Genomic DNA, 15,380 nt, shown 5'->3' on the forward strand with positions numbered 1-15,380 from the left:
ATCGCGCCGTGGCCGAAGTCCTCGACGCCGCAGGCGCCGCCCTGAGCGGCCGGGTCCTGGTCGACGTCACCTCCGGCACCTCCGCGGACGCCGCCGCCGTCGCCGCGACGGCGGCCCGCCACGGCGCGCAGAGCCTCGACGGCGCCCTGCTGGCCACCCCCGACGCCATCGGCCTCGCCGAGACCACCGTGCTCTACAGCGGCCCCGAGGCCGCCTTCCGCGCCCACCAGCCGACCCTGACCGCGCTCGGCGGCTGCCCCACCTACCTCGGCGAGGGCACCGGGCTCGCCTCGCTGCACGACCTCGCGCTGCTGGCCGTCCTGTGGTCCGGCCTCAACGGATTCCTGCACGCGGCGGCGCTGCTGCGCACCGCCGGGATCGGCGCGACGGAGTTCGCGCCGAGCGCCGAGCTGCTGTTCGGCAGCATGGACGGCTTCCTGTCCCGCTACGCCCGGCAGATCGACGAGGGCGACTACCCGGCCGAGGACTCGGCCCTGCGCACCCACCTGGCGGCGGCCGCCCACCTCCTGGCGGAGAGCGAGCGGCGCGGCCTCAACCCCGCCCTGCCCCGACACCTGACGGCCGTCATGGAGGCGGTGGCGGCGCGCGGCCACGCCGCCGACAGCTACGCCGCCGTCATCGGCCACTTCGCCAAGCCGACGGCGTAGCCGGGCCCGACCGCGCGGGCCCTGACGACCGGGCTCACCCCTCGGCCGCCGCCTCCCGCAGCCTTCCGGCCGCGATCAGCTCCGCCACCAGCGCGATGTCCCGCTCCATCCCCCGGTCCCCGTCCATCACCGGCGACACCCCGCGCACCGCCGCGTGCACGGCCGCCGTCGGGCCGCTGAGCCGTTCGACGCCGCGCAGGTCGGCGGCCTGGCAGAGGGCGAGCAGGTGGATCGCCGCTGTCTGACGCACCAGTTCGATGACCGTCCGGGCGTCCCGGGCGGCGATGGTGCCCATGCTGACCTTGTCCTGGTTGTGGGCCTCGGTGGAGCGGGAGAACGAGGTCGCGGGCATGGTCAGCTTGAGTGCCTCGGCGACCAGCGAGGAGGCCGCCAGCTGGAGGGACTTGAAGCCGTGGTGCAGCCCGGCCTCCCAACTGTCGTCCGGGAAGCGCGGGATGAGGTTCGCGGTGAGCCCGTTGTTGTACTTCTCGTCCACCACCAGCTGCAACTGCCGTTCCAGCAGGTCGCCGACGCTGGCGGCGGCGGTCTTCAGCGAGTCCATCGCCTGGCCGATGTGCCCGCCGTAGAAGTTGCCGCCGTTGACGACCACGCCCGCCTCGGTGTCGAACAGCGGGTTGTCGTTGGAGGAGTTGATCTCCACGTGGGTCCAGTCGGTGGCGAAGCCGAGGGTGTCCCGCAGCACGCCGTTGACGTGCGGGGCGCAGCGGATCGAGTACCGGTCCTGGACGGCCTCGGCGAGCCGGCGGTAGCCCGTCCCGTCGGGCATGACGTCGGCCGGGCCCACGCCCCCGTCCCCCGCGAAGGGGCCGACGCCGTCCCGGCCGAGCAGCCGGCGCACCGTCCGGGCGGAGTCCGCGGTGCCCGGGTGCGGCTTGTGGTCGAAGACGAACGGGTCGAAGTGGCGCGGATTGCCGTTCAGGACCTGGGAGGCGAGCGCCGTGCACAGGTCGGCGGCGAAGGCGAGTTCGGTCGCGTCCCGCAGCGCCAGCACGGCGAATCCGGCCATGAAGGAGGTGCCGTTGACCAGCGCCAGTCCCTCCTTGGAGGCGAGCACCACCGGCTCCAGCCCCGCCTCCCCGAGCGCCTCGGCGGCGGGCCGGGCCTCACCCCGGTGGAGCACCGTGCCGTGCCCGGTGAGCATCGCCCCGAGGTAGCTGAGCGGCACGAGGTCACCGCTCGCCCCCACCGAGCCGCGCTCCGGCACGACCGGCAGGATGTCCGCTTCCAGGCAGTCCAGCAGCAGTTGGACGACCTCCGGGCGGATCCCGGAGTTGCCGCGCGCCAGGCAGTTCGCCCGGGCGATCACCGTCGCCCGCACCACGTCGGGCGAAGCCGCCGGGCCGACACCGCAGTTGAAGCCGCGGATCAGGTTGGCCTGCAGCGCCTCGACCTTGCGCGGCGAGATCTGCCGGGTGTTGCTGTCACCGAAACCGGAGGTGACGCCGTACACCCGCTGCCCGGAGTCGACGATCGCGTTCTTGAGGTCCACCGACCGCTTCATCCGGTGCACCGCGCCGTCCGCCAGCACCACCCGCCACGCCCCCGGCCGACGGGCGGCCGCCGCGGTCTCCTTGACGGTCAGCGAGCGGCCGTCGAGCAGCAGTTCCGCTCTTGGCGCACCGGCGGTGGCGGGGCGCTGCTGGGTCCTCTGCGGGCTCCGGGTGCTGTCAGACGACAACTCGACTCTCCTGTCTACGGGCCGTCCGGAGGCCGTCAACCGGCCTCGGACGGGCCTTGGGCGGGCCTTCGGGCGGGCCGTGGTGACGCGACGGCGGACACCCGAGGCCGATGGGGGGAACGACTTCGACTCCCCCCTGTTGATCTCCTATCACCCTACGTCACCACGCTCCACTCGCCGCAACACGCCAGCTGATACGCCACGGCCCGCACCCCCGGGGGTCGGGGTGCGGGCCAGTGCCGGTCGGCGGGGGCCACTCAACCCAGGGCGCGGTCCAGGTTGAACGCGGCGCTGATCAGCGAGAGATGGGTGAACGCCTGCGGGAAGTTGCCGAGTTGCTCCCCGGTCCGGCCGATCTCCTCGGCGTAGAGGCCCAGGTGGTTGGCGTAGGTGAGCATCTTCTCGAAGGCCAGCCGGGCCTCCTCGAGGCGTCCGGCGCGAGTGAGCGCCTCGACGTACCAGAAGGAGCAGATCGAGAAGGTCCCCTCGGAGCCGTGCAGCCCGTCCGGACTGGCCCCGGGGTCGTAGCGGTAGACCAGGGAGTCGGAGACCAGGTCCCTGCTGAGCGCGTCCAGAGTCGCGAGCCACTTGGGGTCGGTGGGCGAGACGAACTTGGCCATCGGCATCATCAGCACGGAGGCGTCGAGCACGTCGGCGCCCAGTGACTGGGCGAACGCCCCGCGCTCGGCGGACCAGCCCTCCCGCATGATCTGCCGGTAGATCGCGTCCCGGTTGCGCTGCCAGCGGGGCAGATCGGCCGGCAGGCCGCGCCGGTGGGCCATCCGGATGGCCCGTTCGATCGCCACCCAGCACATCAGCCGCGAGTAGACGAAGTCCTGGCGGCCGCCCCTGGTCTCCCAGACGCCCTCGTCGGGCTGGTCCCAGTGGTCGCAGAGCCAGTCCACGACGGCGCCGACCTCGTCCCAGTGGTCGCTGCTGATCGGCTGACCCCACTTGTCGTACAGGTAGACGGAGTCGATCAGCGCCCCGTAGATGTCGAGTTGGAGCTGATGGGTGGCGGCGTTCCCGACCCGCACCGGGGCGGAGCCGAGGTACCCCTCCAGGTGGCGCAGCTCGGACTCCGGCAGGTCGCTGCGCCCGTCGATGCCGTACATGATCTGCAGCGGGCCGGTCGGGCCGGCGCCCCGCATGATGCCGCGCTCGGACAGGAAGCCCATGAACGCCTCGGCCTCGGAGGTGAAGCCCAGCCGGAGCATGGCGTAGACGCAGAACGCGGCGTCGCGGACCCACACGTACCGGTAGTCCCAGTTGCGCTCACCGCCGACCCGCTCGGGCAGGCTGGTCGTCGGCGCGGCCACGATCGCACCGGTCGGCGCGTAGGTGAGCAGCTTCAGCACCAGCGCGGAGCGGTGCACCATCTCCCGCCAGCGGCCGCGGTAGCGCGAGCGGCCCATCCAGTTGCTCCAGAACCGGACGGTCGCCTCGAACTGCTCCTCCGCCTCGGCGTGCGGACAGGCCCGCGGCCGGACGTCACCGCCGATCCGGTCGAGCGCGAACACCACGGACTCGCCCTCCAGCAGCTTGAAGTGCGACCACACGTCCGTGCCGTCGCACTCCAACGGCGCGGTGGAGGTCAGCGCCAACGACATCGACGGCGCCTCGAAGACCGCCTCGTGGGCCTGTACCCGCGCCGTGTGCCGCTCCGCCCCGTAACCGAACCGGGGCGCCACCCGTGCCGCGAACGGCAGCGTCCCCCGCACGCAGATCACCCGCCGGATCAGCCGGTGCCGGGAGGACTCGCGCGACTCGTCGACGACCGGCATGAAGTCCTGGATCTCCGCGACGCCGTCCGCCGCGTAGAACCGGGTGATCAGCACATTGGTGTCGGGGAAGTAGAACTGTCTGGTCCGCGCCGGCACGTCGGCGGCCAGCTTGAACGACCCGCCCCGCTCGGCGTCCAGGATGGACCCGAACACGCTCGGCGCGTCGAACCGCGGGCAGCAGTACCAGTCGATGGTCCCGTCCGTCGCGACCAGCGCGGCGGTCCGGAGATCACCGATCAGCCCGTGCTCGGAGATCGGCGGATAGCGCGAACCGCCCACCCGCCCGGACCCGCTCCCGAACTCCATCCCGGCCTCCCTACCATCTCGCCATGGCAGCCACGGGGATCAAGAGGACCACCTCTCATGGTAGGCCGCCCCCGGAAACCGGCACGGCGGACCGGAGAGCAGCCAAGCCGTACCCGCTTCCCATCCGGTGGGTCGCCGACCTTCCCACCGCGCCCCGTCCCTGCAGACTGGCCCGACGGCTTCGTGGACAGTGCACTTCTGGGGCAAGATCCGCTCCGGTTTCCACTCCCCGACGCCACCGAACGCTGGACGGCGCGGGCGGCCTGGGCGATGGCCACCGCGTCGGTGCTGCTGGTCCTGCTCTTCGCCGCCCTGTTCGGGGCCGATGCCGCCGGCACCCCGGCGGACCGGCTCATCCGAGCACCCGGAGCTGGGGTGATACGGTCGCTGGCCGTGACAGAGCCGCTTCCTGTGTTCCCGTATCACCCCGACCCGGTCGCCACGGGTGCCATCGTGCGGTCCGACGCGGAGTGCAGCTGCTGCGGTCGAGCCCGCGGCCACATCTACACCGGCCCCGTCTACGCAGTCGAGAACCTTCGTCACCGGCTCTGCCCATGGTGCATCGCGGATGGGAGCGCGGCTGACCGCTTCGAGGCACAGTTCACCGACGTGGTCGACGACGTCCCGCTGGATCGGCTGATCGCGATCACGCAACGTACGCCAGGATTCAGCGGATGGCAGCAGGAACGCTGGCTGATCCACTGCGAAGACGGCGCTGCCTTCCTGGGAACCGCCGGAGCCGCTGAGCTCGCCGCCTGCCCCGAGGCCTGGGCATCGCTTCGGCAAGAACTCGCATCCTGGCCCGCGTCGCAGGCCGAGCAGTACCTCAAGGCATTGACCAAGGACGGTCAGCCAACCGCATACCTCTTCCAGTGCCGCAGCTGCGGTACCCACCGCGCCTACTCGGACGCCACGTAGGTCGGGCGCAGGTCAAACGGCAAGCAAAGCCGGGGTTCGTCAACGTGGCCGAGACGCGAAAGAGGCGATTCTGGTGCGGGTGCCGATTCGGGAGGAAACGCCCGACCGCCTGGCACCCGAAGTCCTCGACGAGACCGGCGTCCTGGTCCGGCTCACGCGGGCCTGGCTCAGCTGGAGACGGAAGCGCGGGACAGGGCCGTGCGCAGCGCGAAGGCGCCGAGCAGGGCGCCTGCCGTGAACCGCTGGGCGGTCATGACGCGGGGCCTGACGGCCAGGAACCCCGACACGCGTGCTGCGCCCAGCATGACCACAGCGTTCACGCAGATCCCCACGATGATCTGCACACCACCGAGCTGGAGCAGTTGCTTCCAGGCCGGACCTGACTGCGGGTCCAGGAACTGGGGCAGCAGGGCGCCGTAGAGAAGAGCGATCTTGGGGTTGAGCAGGTTGGTCAGCAGCCCCATCGAGAACAGGCGGGTGTCGGAGAGCGGCGGCAGGTCCTGGGCCGGGGTGAAGGGCGAGCGGCCGCCGGGCTTGAGCATGCCCCAGGCGAGGTGGGCCAGGTAGGCGGCTCCGGCGAGCTTGACCACCGTGAACGCCATCGGCACAGCGGTGAACACCGCGGACAGGCCCGCAGCCGCGGCCAGCAGGTAGCACAGGAATCCCACGGCGGTCCCGCTGAGGCTGACCAGGCCTGCCCTGCGGCCTTGGGTGATGGCGCGGGAGGCGAGGTGGATCATGTTCGGTCCCGGGGTCAGGGCCATGCCCAGTTCGACCAGGGCCACTCCTCCCGCTGCGGCCAGAGTGATCACCGGTCAACTCCCTGCTCGTTCGTCGAATGACCTGGCACCCGAAGTGGGAGTAGCCCGGCTGCGACGCATCAACAGCACCTGCCTCGCCTCCGGCAGGATACGGCCCTGCTGATCGGCGTCCTAAAGCGCCCTCGGCCCCGCGACGATCAAGAACGCCGACAAGTACTCGGGTGGCTGGTGGTCCTCGCGCTCAGATTGCCGGTCCGGCCCCGGGAGCACCCGGGCCCGGCCCGCGGTCGTGAAGTCCGCGGCGATGCCGGCCTGGAGCGCGGCGATCGGCCTGGACACCTGGGGCACCTGCGGGCGGGTGGTGCTGGTGAGCCGGCGTCTTGACCGGCTCTCCGTGCACAACAGCGCGTCAGGCTCTCGTGGAACTCGACCCGACAGCGGGACAGAAGTCTCAACTGGTCCCCTACGGGCGCGTCGACGGGAGGACTCATGGACAGCGGCCGTTCTCTCGCGCTTCGTGACTCGACATCTCGAAGCGTGGAGAACGGCCGCCTCCGCTGTCCCGGAACGAACCGTAGGTCAGCAGGTCGGGTGACCCGCGAGGTTCAACACCGAGCGCAGCTCAGACGCCTCGCGTAACAGAGGCTTCCTCGGAGCTCTGGTTCCGGCTTCAGGGGCCGACCCGGTCGTAGCGCAGCGACGTGCGACCGGCGGCGTCGGAGTAGATCTGGGCAACGGACGCCGTCCCGACCGCGTCGCGTCGGATGCCCTGCAGCTGGATCGTGGTCGGCCCGTTCACGTGGATCAGCTCGCTGATCGGTGCGGTCGCGTTACCGCCGGCCTGGGCGTTGCCGGGGTTCAGGTCGATGACCTGGTAGACGAGCCGCTCGCTGTCCGCGACGGCGGTGTTCGATGTGGCATCCCACAGCCGAGCGGTGATGTACGTGTTGACCGGCGGAACGCCCGCGAGACGGCCACGGACGTTCGCGTCGAGCTCGTAGGTCCCGGCCCGGGGCAGGGTGACCTCCAGCGGGGTGGTGGTCCACACACCGGGCGGCAGGTCGACCACCGTGTTGAGGTGGGCGATTCCTCGGACCACCGTGGGCGCCGCCGGCGCCGCGGTGACGGTGTTCTGGGTTGCGACGGTCGTGGCGCCCACGAGCACGGCGACGGTTACGGCGGTGAGGCCGGTGCGCAGCGATGACATGATGCCTCCGAGACGGATGCCAGCGGAATGTGCCATCGCCAATGTAGGGACGCTCGCAAGGCGGGTATATCACCCGATAGGGGGATGCCCGCTTGCAAGTAGACGGTCGCGAGCGGGCGTGCGCCGGGAGCTTCCGGAGCGCTCGGCCATCGCCGTTTCGCGAGGCATCGGGCCTGGTCGAGGAACCGCACGACCGGCTGCGCGGGAAGGTCCGCGAGGCCGAGGGCCGGGCTGCGGAGCCGACCGCGGGGATCATCGGCGCGCGCCCCGAAGGGCGTTCAGGCCGGTGACGGCCGGCGCCCGGTGCAGACCGGATCCCGGCGGCTTCGGCGCGCCGCAGCGGTCGGCGGTCCGTCAGCAGGTGAGGACGTTCCAGGGGGGTGGCCCACCGGTCCAGCGCCTACCAAATCCTCGGGCCGACGATGCCGTCGGCCCGGAGCAGACACGTCGGTGGATGCCCCGTGGTCATTGCGTGACATTCACTCCGTCAGCCGTGCCCACGGGTTGAGTGTCTTCACCCACAGCCACGCACCCGCGCGGGCACCCCCGATCGTCCGCGACGGCGTGTACACCGCCCCGTGTGCCGTGGTGTCCGGGCCTCTGGTTCGATGGAGGCACCGTCACCGTCGCCTGCGAGGAGCAAGACCCTGAGTACGTCGTTCGCCGAGGCCCTGTCCGTCGTGCTGCTGGTGCTGGTGCTGGTGGGCGCGGTGGTCCGGCCGTGGGGTTGGCCGGAGGCGGTGGTCGCGGTGCCGGCCGCGGGCGTGGCGATCGTCGCCGGGGCGATCCCGCTGGACCACGCGCTGGCGGAGGCCGGGCGGCTGGGGCCGGTGATCGGGTTCCTGGCGGCCGTGCTGGTGCTGGCCAAGCTGTGTGACGACGAGGGGCTGTTCCAGGCCTGCGGGGCGTGGATGGCGCGTGCCTCCGCCGGGAGTCCGCGGCGGCTGCTGGCGCAGGTGTTCGTGGTGGCGTCGGTGATCACGGCCGTGCTCAGTCTGGACGCCACCGTGGTGCTGCTGACGCCGGTGGTGTTCGCCACGGCGGCCCGGCTCGGCGCCCGGCCCAAGCCGCACCTGTACGCGTGCACCCATCTGTCGAACACCGCCTCGCTGCTGCTGCCGGTCTCCAACCTGACCAATCTGCTGGCCTTCGCCGCCAGCGGGCTGAGCTTCACCCGGTTCGCCGCGCTGATGCTGCTGCCGTGGCTGGCGGCCATCGCCGTCGAGTACGTGGTGCTGCGCCGGTTCTTCGCCGCCGACCTGGACGCGGGCGCGCCGGCCCCGGCCTCGCCGGAGGCACCGGAGCTGCCGGTGTTCGCCCTGGTCACGGTGGCGGGCACGCTCGGCGGCTTCGTGCTGACCTCCGCGCTCGGGGTGGATCCGGCCTGGGCGGCGCTGGCGGGCGCCCTGGTGCTGGCGGTCCGGGCCCTGGCGCAGCGGCGCACCACCCCGGCGGCGATCGTCCGCTCGGCGGCCGTGCCGTTCCTGGCCTTCGTCCTGGCGCTCGGGGTGGTGGTCCGGGCGGTGGTCGACAACGGGCTGGCCTCGGGGCTCGGGCACCTGCTCCCGCACGGCACCTCGCTGCCCGCCCTGCTCGGCACCGCGGCGCTGGCGGCCGCGCTGGCGAACGTCATCAACAACCTGCCCGCGACCCTCGTCCTGCTCCCGCTGGCCGTTCCCTCCGGCTCCGGCGCCGTCCTCGCCGTGCTGCTGGGGGTGAACATCGGCCCCAACCTCACCTACGCCGGGTCCCTGGCCACCCTGCTGTGGCGGCGTATCGTCCGCGAACACGACACCGACGTCGGCCTGGGCGAGTTCACCCGGCTCGGGCTGCTCGTCGTGCCCGTCGCCCTGACGCTGGCCGTGGTGGCACTGTGGGGGTCCCTGCACGTCATCGGATCGTGAGGAGACCGACCGCCGTGACCGTCGTCGTCTGGATCACCGAGGGCACCTGGCCCGCCTGCGTCGACGCCGCCCGCGCCCACGCACCGCAGGACGCGGAGGTCGTCCTGCTGCACGTCAGCGGCCAGGACGTGCCCGGTGTCGCGCACGGCGCGTTCGCCGGCCTGCTCGGCCGCGGCCATCGCGAGCAGGACCCGGGCATCCGGGTGGAGACGCTGGCGGCGGCCTCGGGCCGGCAGCTCCTCGACGCCGCCGCCGATCGCCTCGGCCGTCCCTGCACCCGGCTGGAGCGCACCGGCCGCACCGAGCACGAGGTCCTCGCCGTGGCGGACGCGGCCGACCTGCTCGTCCTCGCCCGCGACGGCGACTCCGCCCACCCCGGGCCGCACAGCCTCGGCCCGGCAGCCCGCTTCGTGGTCGACCACGCCCGCTGCGCGGTACTGCTGGTGTGGCCGGGGCGGCCCGGGCGGGGCTTCAGTCCAGTGCCGTGATCCGGTTACTGAGCGTCCCGAGCCCCTCGATCGAGCACTCCACCACATCGCCGGGGGCCAGGTAGCCGGGCGGGTCGGCGGCGAAGCCCGTCCCGGCCGGGGTGCCGGTCAGGATGACGTCGCCCGGCTCCAGCGGCACGATCCGGGAGATCGCGGCGATGGTCTCCGGGATGGAGAACACCATCTGGTCGGTCCGGGAGACCTGTCGGGCCACACCGTTGACGCTGAGGGTGATCGCCAGGTCGTGCGGGTCCGGGACTTCGTCGGCGGTGGTGATCCACGGGCCCAGCGGGCAGCTGCCGGGCAGGCTCTTCGACAGGTAGTACTGCTTGTGCCGGGTCTGGAGGTCCCGCGCGGTGATGTCGTTGGCCACGCAGTAGCCGAAGACGTGGTCCAGCGCCCGGGCCTCGTCGACCCGCCAGGCGGGGCGGCCGATCACCACCGCGAGTTCCACCTCCCAGTCGATCTCCTTCGAGAGCGAGAAGTCGATCCCCAGCGGGCCGACGGGCGCGGCCACGCTGCGGCGGTCCTTGGTGAACACCACCGGGTGCCGGGGCCTGCGGTACTCCCGGCCCGCCGCGCGGTAGGCCTCCTGGCCGTGGTCGGTGTAGTTGAGCCCCAGGGCGAACAGGTTGTTCGCCGGGCGTGGCAGTGGCGCCAGCAACTCGACGTCACTGAAGGGCAGTCGGGGCCCGGACGGGCTCCGCTCGGCCAGCTCCGTCCAGGCCTCCGGTCCACGGCGGAGCAGGTCGGGCAGGTCGGGCAGGTCGGACGGCCCCGGCCGGCCGGGGGCGGGCAGCGTCAGGGCGGCGCCGTCCGGGTCGACCAGCGCGAGTCTCTCCGCTCCACCGGTCCGGATGGTCGCAAGGCGCATCGTTTCTCCTTCTCGCGCTCGGCGGGACGGGCGGGCGCCGGTAGCGGTCACGGCGCCCGCCCGTCCCTTGGGACAGGTCGGTCGACGCCCCGGCCGGCCTGCGGACGACCGACGTACGGGCCGGCCGGTGGTGGGCCGGGGCGTCGGCCGGGTGGTGGGTGCTGGCGGGCTCAGTCGAGCAGGCGGTCCAGTTGCTGGGCGACCGTACCGCGCAGCACCTCGGACGCACCGCCGGCCATGGTGAGCATCCGGGCGTCCCGCATCAGCCGGGCCAGCGGCATCTTGTCCGACAGCCCGTTGGCGCCGCACACCTGGGCGGCGGTGTTGGTGATCCGCTGGGCGAGGTCGCCCGTCACGTACTTGGCCATCGCGCTGGGCGCACCGGTGTCGTCCCCGGCGGCCCACTCGCCCGCGGCCCAGTCGATGAGCGACTGCGCCGCGCGCAACTCGCTGACCAGGGGAGCCAGCGCGGTCCGCATCGCGAGGTGGCCCGGGGAACCGGCCGGAAGGCGGGCACTGGAGTAGTCGAAGGCCGTCCGCAGCGCGCTCTTCGAAAGGCCGAGGCAAATCGCCGACTGGCCCAGGCGCTTTCCGTTGTAGTGGCGCATGATCCGGCGCAGCGAACTCCGGTCGAAACCGAGGACGACCTGCTCGACGGGTACGAACACATCGTGGTAGCGGACGTGGAATTCGCCCAGTCCGCGCAGCCCCAGTTTCTCCTTGCGGTCGTCGATCTCGACCGTTCCGTCGCCGGCGCCGAGCCGGGTCCGGTCCACGAGGAAGAGGCCGACGTCGCGGGATTCGGGGGAAGGCTTGGCGACCACGAAATGGACCGTCCGACGGGCCGCGCCGGTGATCCAGTCCTTCTCGCCGCTGATCCGGTAGCCGCCCTCCACCGGGGTCGCCACCGTGGTGAAGCGGGCGACGTTGGAACCGGTCTGCGGCTCGCTCATCGCGAAGGCGGCCTGCTGCTCGCCGGTGGCGATCGCGTCGAGGTAGCGTTCGCGCAGCTCGCGGCCCGCGTACTCGCGCAACATGCCGATCTGGCCCATGTTCTGGTCCATCACCGCCTTGGCGACGGACGGTGAGACCCGGGCCAGTTCCTCCAGCACCTGGAGGAGGAAGCGCACCCGCTCGGGCCCGCCGTGGGGCTGGTCGGCGCGGTAGCCGAGGGAGTTGGCGAACAGGCCGCGACGGGCCATTTCGCCGAAGAGTTCGGTGCCGATCTCGTCGCTGCGGTCGATCAGCCCGGCCACCGGGGCGACTCTTTCCCGAGTAAAGCTCCGGACGTCGTCCAGAAAGGCCGCCGCTTCGGTTCCGGCGGTCTGGTCGAGGTGGTCAGCGGCGGCGGGACGCGGCTGAACGGCTAAGGAAGTCACGGTTTTGCCCTTTCCTCGGAGGAGAGGTTGCAGGCTCGCGCCGGTCGCACATTCCGGTGCGAGCGGAACCGACAATGCCACTCCCGAAAGCCCGCCATGTTACCGACAAGTAAACTGTCCGATCCGGATCGGTGGTGTGCGTCACAGTCGGGCATTTCACTGATCCTGCGTCAACTAACGTTCGACCGCCGGAAGATGACCTTTCGACTCGCGCAGTGCACGCGCCCCCGTCCCCCGCCCCCGGAAAGGGCATGCCGATGACGCTGACGTTCTCCACCCTGCTCGTACTGATACTGATGGGCGCCGCGGCCGGCGGCGTCGGCGCGCTGACCGGGATCGGCGGCGGCGCGGTCGTGGTGCCGGTGCTGGTGCTCGGCTACGGCGTCTCGTTCCGCTCGGCGGTGGCCGTCTCACTGGCCGCCGTCATCGCCAACTCGGCCGCCGGCTCGGCCGCTTACCTGCGCCAGGGCCTCACCCACAAGCGCCTCGCGTTCAGCCTGGAGGTAACCACCACCATCGGCGGCATCGCGGGGAGCCTGGTCACCGCCTTCATCCCGCGCCCCGCCCTGGAGGCCGTCTTCGGCCTGAGCCAGTTCCTGTCCGCCGAGCTCACCCGCCGCCGCAAACGACTCCCCTCCCCCGCAGGGGCGTTGGTGACCGCCGCGACCCCGCCGGACGCCCTCACCCGGCACGGACTGCGCGCCTGCGAGGGCCGGGACGCCCTCACCGGTCTGATCGCGGACGACACCGACGGCACCGCTCGCGCCTACCGGGCCCGGCGCCCGCTCCTCGGCGCCGGCGCCTCCATGGTGGCCGGGATGCTCTCCGGCATGCTGGGCATCGGGGGCGGCTTCCTCAAGGTGCCGGCGATGACGGTCGGCATGGGCGTGCCGGTCCGAGTGGCCACCGCCACCAGCCAGTTCATGATCGGCATCACGGCGGTGGCCAGCTTCGTCGTCTACTTCGCCGCCGGCGTGGTGCAACCCCTACTGGTGGCCCCGATCGTGCTCGGCATCACCACCGGGTCACTGCTCGGCTCCCGGCTCTCCGGCCGGCTCTCGGTGAGCACCATCGAGGCCGTCTACACCACGGTCGTGCTCGCCTCCGGCCTCTCCTTCCTCCTCGGCGCCTTCGGAGTGATCAATGTCTGACCTCCCCACCACCGAACCCGGCCGCACCGCCACCGCTCCGACCCCGGACCCGCTGGCCGAGGAAGTCCGCACCAACCGGTTCACCGCCACCGCGCTGCTGGCCACCAGCGCCCTCGCCCTGGCGCTGATCCTGGCCGGCCTGGTCACCTCGCTGGCCGCCGGCGACCGCACCGCCCGCCCGCTCGCCCTCGCCGACCTCACCTCCCAGCACAGCGCCGGCCCCCTGCTGCTCGGCCTCGGGCTGCTCACCCTCGCCGTCGCCCCCGGACTCGGCATCCTGGTCACCGTGGCCCGCTGGCTCCGGGCCGGCGACTGGCGGCACTCCCTGCTCGCCGCGCTCGTGGTGGCCCTGCTCCTGGGCGGCGCCCTGCTCGGCTGACACCCGCCCCACTCGGCTGACGCCTCCTCAGGCAGCGGTTCCCGCGCGCGAGCCGTCCTCGTACGCGGTCCCCCGACGTGCGGCGACGGCGCGCCGGAGCCACCAGCCGGCGACGTACAGGGCGAGGGCGGCGATCAGGCCCGCGCCCGCACCCTTCGCCGCGTCGGACAGCACCCCTTCGAGGACGGCGCCCAGCGGCTGACCGGCCGTCCCCGCGTCCGGCCCGGCGAGCCACCGCCAGGCGTGGGCGACGGCCCCGGCGGCCGCACACAGCGCCAGCGCGAGCAGGACCCGGCGCGGCGCCGCACCCGCACCCGCACCCGCACCGATGCGCAGCCGGTCCCGCCTGCGCCAGCCGTACACCGCGATGGCTACCAGGCCGCCGACGGTGCTCAGGTGCTGCAACGCCCGGGCCCAGGTGAGGCTGCCCGCCAACGGGGAGTTCAGCCAGGGCGTGCGGGCGACCACGAAGCCGTCGAAGTGGGTGAAGGAGTCCCAGGCCAGGTGGGTGGCGAGGCCGATCAGCGCGGAGAGCAGGACCCAGGCCGCCCGCTGGATCACCGCGCCCGCCGTCCGGGCCTGCGGCACGTTGACCGGCAGCGACAGCAGCGACGCCAGCGGCCGACGGCCCGCCAGGAACGACGCCCACAGCGCCAGGGTGTACGGCAGGCCGACGGTCAGGGCACCGGGCAGGGTGTGGGTGGTGGTGGCGTTGGTGAACGGCTCGTACCAGGACTGCGCGCTGACGGGCAGGCCGACGGTGGCCACGAAGTAGGGCATGTCCGGCGCGACCGCACCGGCGACCAGCGCGGCCCCACTGAAGGGCCGGCGCAGCAGCGGCAGCACGGCTGCGGGGTGGGACAGGGTGAACGGCATGGGCATCCTCTCGGGCGGACCGATAGTCCGTCGAACGGAATGCTACGTCAAACGGACTAATAACCGCGCGCCGAACCCCGTCCTCGGTCGGCGAACACCGCACGACAGGGCCCCGTCCGCAGCGGAGGATCCGCCCGGTCGAAATGTGGTGGCCGATCGGGCGGAAAGCCGGGAGACTCGGCCCGTGGACATGGGGATCTCCGGCTTCGAGCCGTCCTTCCTGGTCGGGATCGACGCGGTCCGGCAGGCGCACGGATCACGCCTGGCGGCGCTCGCCGGCAGACGGCTGACGGGCTTCGCCGTGGTGCGGTTCGCCGAGGACGGGGACTGGTTCGCCGACTGCCCGGTGGTGCTGGACTTCGACGGTGTCCAGGTGGAGGTGTGCCACCGGCAGCTCGACAACCTCTCCATCGGCTGGGACTCGATCGACACCGCGCGGGCCATCTCCGGGTGGGAGTGGTCCGAGCTGACACCCTGGTGGTCCCGGCGCGATGAGCGCCTCGAACCCTTCGTCGGCCAGGAACTGCGCGAGGCCGCACTCCTGGAGTGGCGGCCGACGGGCCATGACGTGGCGACCGGAACCGTGGCGGTGGAATTCCGCTTCGCCGGGGGCCGCCTGCAGATCGCCAACGGGCTCGACGAGAACGACATCGAGGTGGGTGAAGCCCACCCGCACTATGTCCGGCACCGGCTGAGCGGCTGAGCGTGAGGGTACGCCAGGTGGTCAGTCGTGCCGGCAGTAGAGGCCCCCGCCGGTGCGCAGCGCGGTCACGGCGAGCCGGGCGACACCCTGGAGGACGTCCAGAGGCGAGCCGCTCCCCGCGCCGGGTGATCGCTCAGGACGCCCGGCGGAGGGCCCGCCCCAGGCGGCCCGCGAGCGGGACGCCGGCCGCTGCCGCCGCCACTACGGTCGCCAGGCAGGTGACGGCGGTCGGGTCGCCCCAGGCCGTGGTGCCGGCCTGGGCGAGCAGCGGCGGCGAGGCCAG

The 15,380-nt window shown here is 72.4% G+C and carries 14 protein-coding genes; 7 read left to right on the forward strand and 7 right to left on the reverse strand.

The window, feature by feature from the left end; translation table 11 throughout:
• On the forward strand, positions 1–668 hold a 668-nt coding region (locus BG452_RS16045; protein WP_188304972.1), incomplete at its 5' end, for an NAD(P)-dependent oxidoreductase.
• Positions 669–702: 34 nt separating this feature from the next.
• Here the strand turns inward: BG452_RS16045 and hutH are convergent.
• Both hutH and BG452_RS16055 read right to left on the reverse strand, forming a co-directional pair.
• Complete coding sequence (gene hutH / locus BG452_RS16050; RefSeq protein WP_188304973.1) at positions 703–2,367, reverse strand: histidine ammonia-lyase; 1,665 nt, start codon at positions 2,365–2,367, stop codon at positions 703–705.
• Between the two features lie 257 nt (positions 2,368–2,624).
• Complete coding sequence (locus BG452_RS16055) at positions 2,625–4,457, reverse strand: glycoside hydrolase family 15 protein (RefSeq protein ID WP_188304974.1); 1,833 nt, start codon at positions 4,455–4,457, stop codon at positions 2,625–2,627.
• A 183-nt stretch (positions 4,458–4,640) separates the two neighbouring features.
• Between BG452_RS16055 and BG452_RS16060 the strand changes: the two genes are divergently transcribed.
• Entirely contained in the window at positions 4,641–5,375 is a 735-nt protein-coding gene (locus tag BG452_RS16060) for a CbrC family protein (protein ID WP_317621071.1), read from the forward strand.
• Positions 5,376–5,542: 167 nt separating this feature from the next.
• On the opposite strand, the gene BG452_RS16065 is transcribed toward BG452_RS16060, so the two are convergent.
• Both BG452_RS16065 and BG452_RS16070 read right to left on the reverse strand, forming a co-directional pair.
• Positions 5,543–6,187 carry a LysE family translocator gene (locus BG452_RS16065; protein ID WP_188304975.1) on the reverse strand — a complete coding sequence of 215 codons (645 nt, stop codon included), beginning with the start codon at positions 6,185–6,187 and terminating at the stop codon, positions 5,543–5,545.
• Positions 6,188–6,806: 619 nt separating this feature from the next.
• A complete protein-coding gene (locus tag BG452_RS16070) occupies positions 6,807–7,343 on the reverse strand; it encodes a hypothetical protein (RefSeq protein WP_188304976.1) in 537 nt (178 codons plus the stop codon).
• A 608-nt stretch (positions 7,344–7,951) separates the two neighbouring features.
• Here BG452_RS16070 and BG452_RS16075 point away from each other — a divergent pair.
• On the forward strand, positions 7,952–9,247 hold the full coding sequence (locus BG452_RS16075) for an SLC13 family permease (RefSeq protein WP_188304977.1): 1,296 nt from the start codon (positions 7,952–7,954) through the stop codon (positions 9,245–9,247).
• 14 nt (positions 9,248–9,261) lie between these two features.
• Entirely contained in the window at positions 9,262–9,735 is a 474-nt protein-coding gene (locus BG452_RS16080; protein WP_188304978.1) for a universal stress protein, read from the forward strand.
• Here BG452_RS16080 and BG452_RS16085 read toward each other — a convergent pair.
• Together BG452_RS16085 and BG452_RS16090 are read right to left on the reverse strand one after the other, a co-directional pair.
• Positions 9,719–10,609 carry a fumarylacetoacetate hydrolase family protein gene (locus BG452_RS16085; protein WP_188304979.1) on the reverse strand — a complete coding sequence of 297 codons (891 nt, stop codon included), beginning with the start codon at positions 10,607–10,609 and terminating at the stop codon, positions 9,719–9,721. The two genes, BG452_RS16080 and BG452_RS16085, sit on opposite strands and share 17 nt — an antisense overlap.
• Before the next feature lie 170 nt (positions 10,610–10,779).
• A complete protein-coding gene (locus tag BG452_RS16090) occupies positions 10,780–12,069 on the reverse strand; it encodes an acyl-CoA dehydrogenase (RefSeq protein WP_317621072.1) in 1,290 nt (429 codons plus the stop codon).
• A 176-nt stretch (positions 12,070–12,245) separates the two neighbouring features.
• On the opposite strand from BG452_RS16090, the gene BG452_RS16095 reads away from it, so the two are divergent.
• Positions 12,246–13,139, forward strand: coding sequence for a sulfite exporter TauE/SafE family protein (locus BG452_RS16095; RefSeq protein ID WP_188304981.1), 894 nt, complete (start codon positions 12,246–12,248; stop codon positions 13,137–13,139).
• Positions 13,132–13,518: a hypothetical protein gene (locus tag BG452_RS16100; RefSeq protein ID WP_188304982.1), complete on the forward strand. Its 387-nt coding sequence runs from the start codon at positions 13,132–13,134 to the stop codon at positions 13,516–13,518. Before BG452_RS16095 ends, BG452_RS16100 begins: the two co-directional genes overlap by 8 nt.
• A gap of 27 nt (positions 13,519–13,545) precedes the next feature.
• Here BG452_RS16100 and BG452_RS16105 read toward each other — a convergent pair whose 3' ends face one another.
• Entirely contained in the window at positions 13,546–14,394 is an 849-nt protein-coding gene (locus BG452_RS16105) for a DUF4184 family protein (RefSeq protein WP_188304983.1), read from the reverse strand.
• 190 nt (positions 14,395–14,584) lie between these two features.
• Here BG452_RS16105 and BG452_RS16110 point away from each other — a divergent pair, with 190 nt between their 5' ends.
• Positions 14,585–15,097 (forward strand): hypothetical protein, encoded by a 513-nt coding sequence (locus tag BG452_RS16110; protein WP_223242293.1) that lies wholly within the window; start codon positions 14,585–14,587, stop codon positions 15,095–15,097.
• Positions 15,098–15,380 lie beyond the last annotated feature (283 nt).

Source organism: Streptomyces sp. CBMA123, from assembly GCF_014596465.1.
GTDB lineage: Bacteria > Actinomycetota > Actinomycetes > Streptomycetales > Streptomycetaceae > Kitasatospora.

What these genes read in the sequence shown, in the direction of transcription:
- BG452_RS16055 (WP_188304974.1), bottom strand. Translation starts at nt 4,457, where the DNA reads ATGGAGTTCGGGAGCGGGTCCGGGCGGGTGGGCGGTTCGCGCTATCCG.
- BG452_RS16070 (WP_188304976.1), bottom strand. Translation starts at nt 7,343, where the DNA reads ATGTCATCGCTGCGCACCGGCCTCACCGCCGTAACCGTCGCCGTGCTC.
- BG452_RS16075 (WP_188304977.1), top strand. Translation starts at nt 7,952, where the DNA reads ATGGAGGCACCGTCACCGTCGCCTGCGAGGAGCAAGACCCTGAGTACG.
- BG452_RS16085 (WP_188304979.1), bottom strand. Translation starts at nt 10,609, where the DNA reads ATGCGCCTTGCGACCATCCGGACCGGTGGAGCGGAGAGACTCGCGCTG.
- BG452_RS16095 (WP_188304981.1), top strand. Translation starts at nt 12,246, where the DNA reads ATGACGCTGACGTTCTCCACCCTGCTCGTACTGATACTGATGGGCGCC.
- BG452_RS16100 (WP_188304982.1), top strand. Translation starts at nt 13,132, where the DNA reads ATGTCTGACCTCCCCACCACCGAACCCGGCCGCACCGCCACCGCTCCG.
- BG452_RS16105 (WP_188304983.1), bottom strand. Translation starts at nt 14,394, where the DNA reads ATGCCGTTCACCCTGTCCCACCCCGCAGCCGTGCTGCCGCTGCTGCGC.
- BG452_RS16110 (WP_223242293.1), top strand. Translation starts at nt 14,585, where the DNA reads ATGGGGATCTCCGGCTTCGAGCCGTCCTTCCTGGTCGGGATCGACGCG.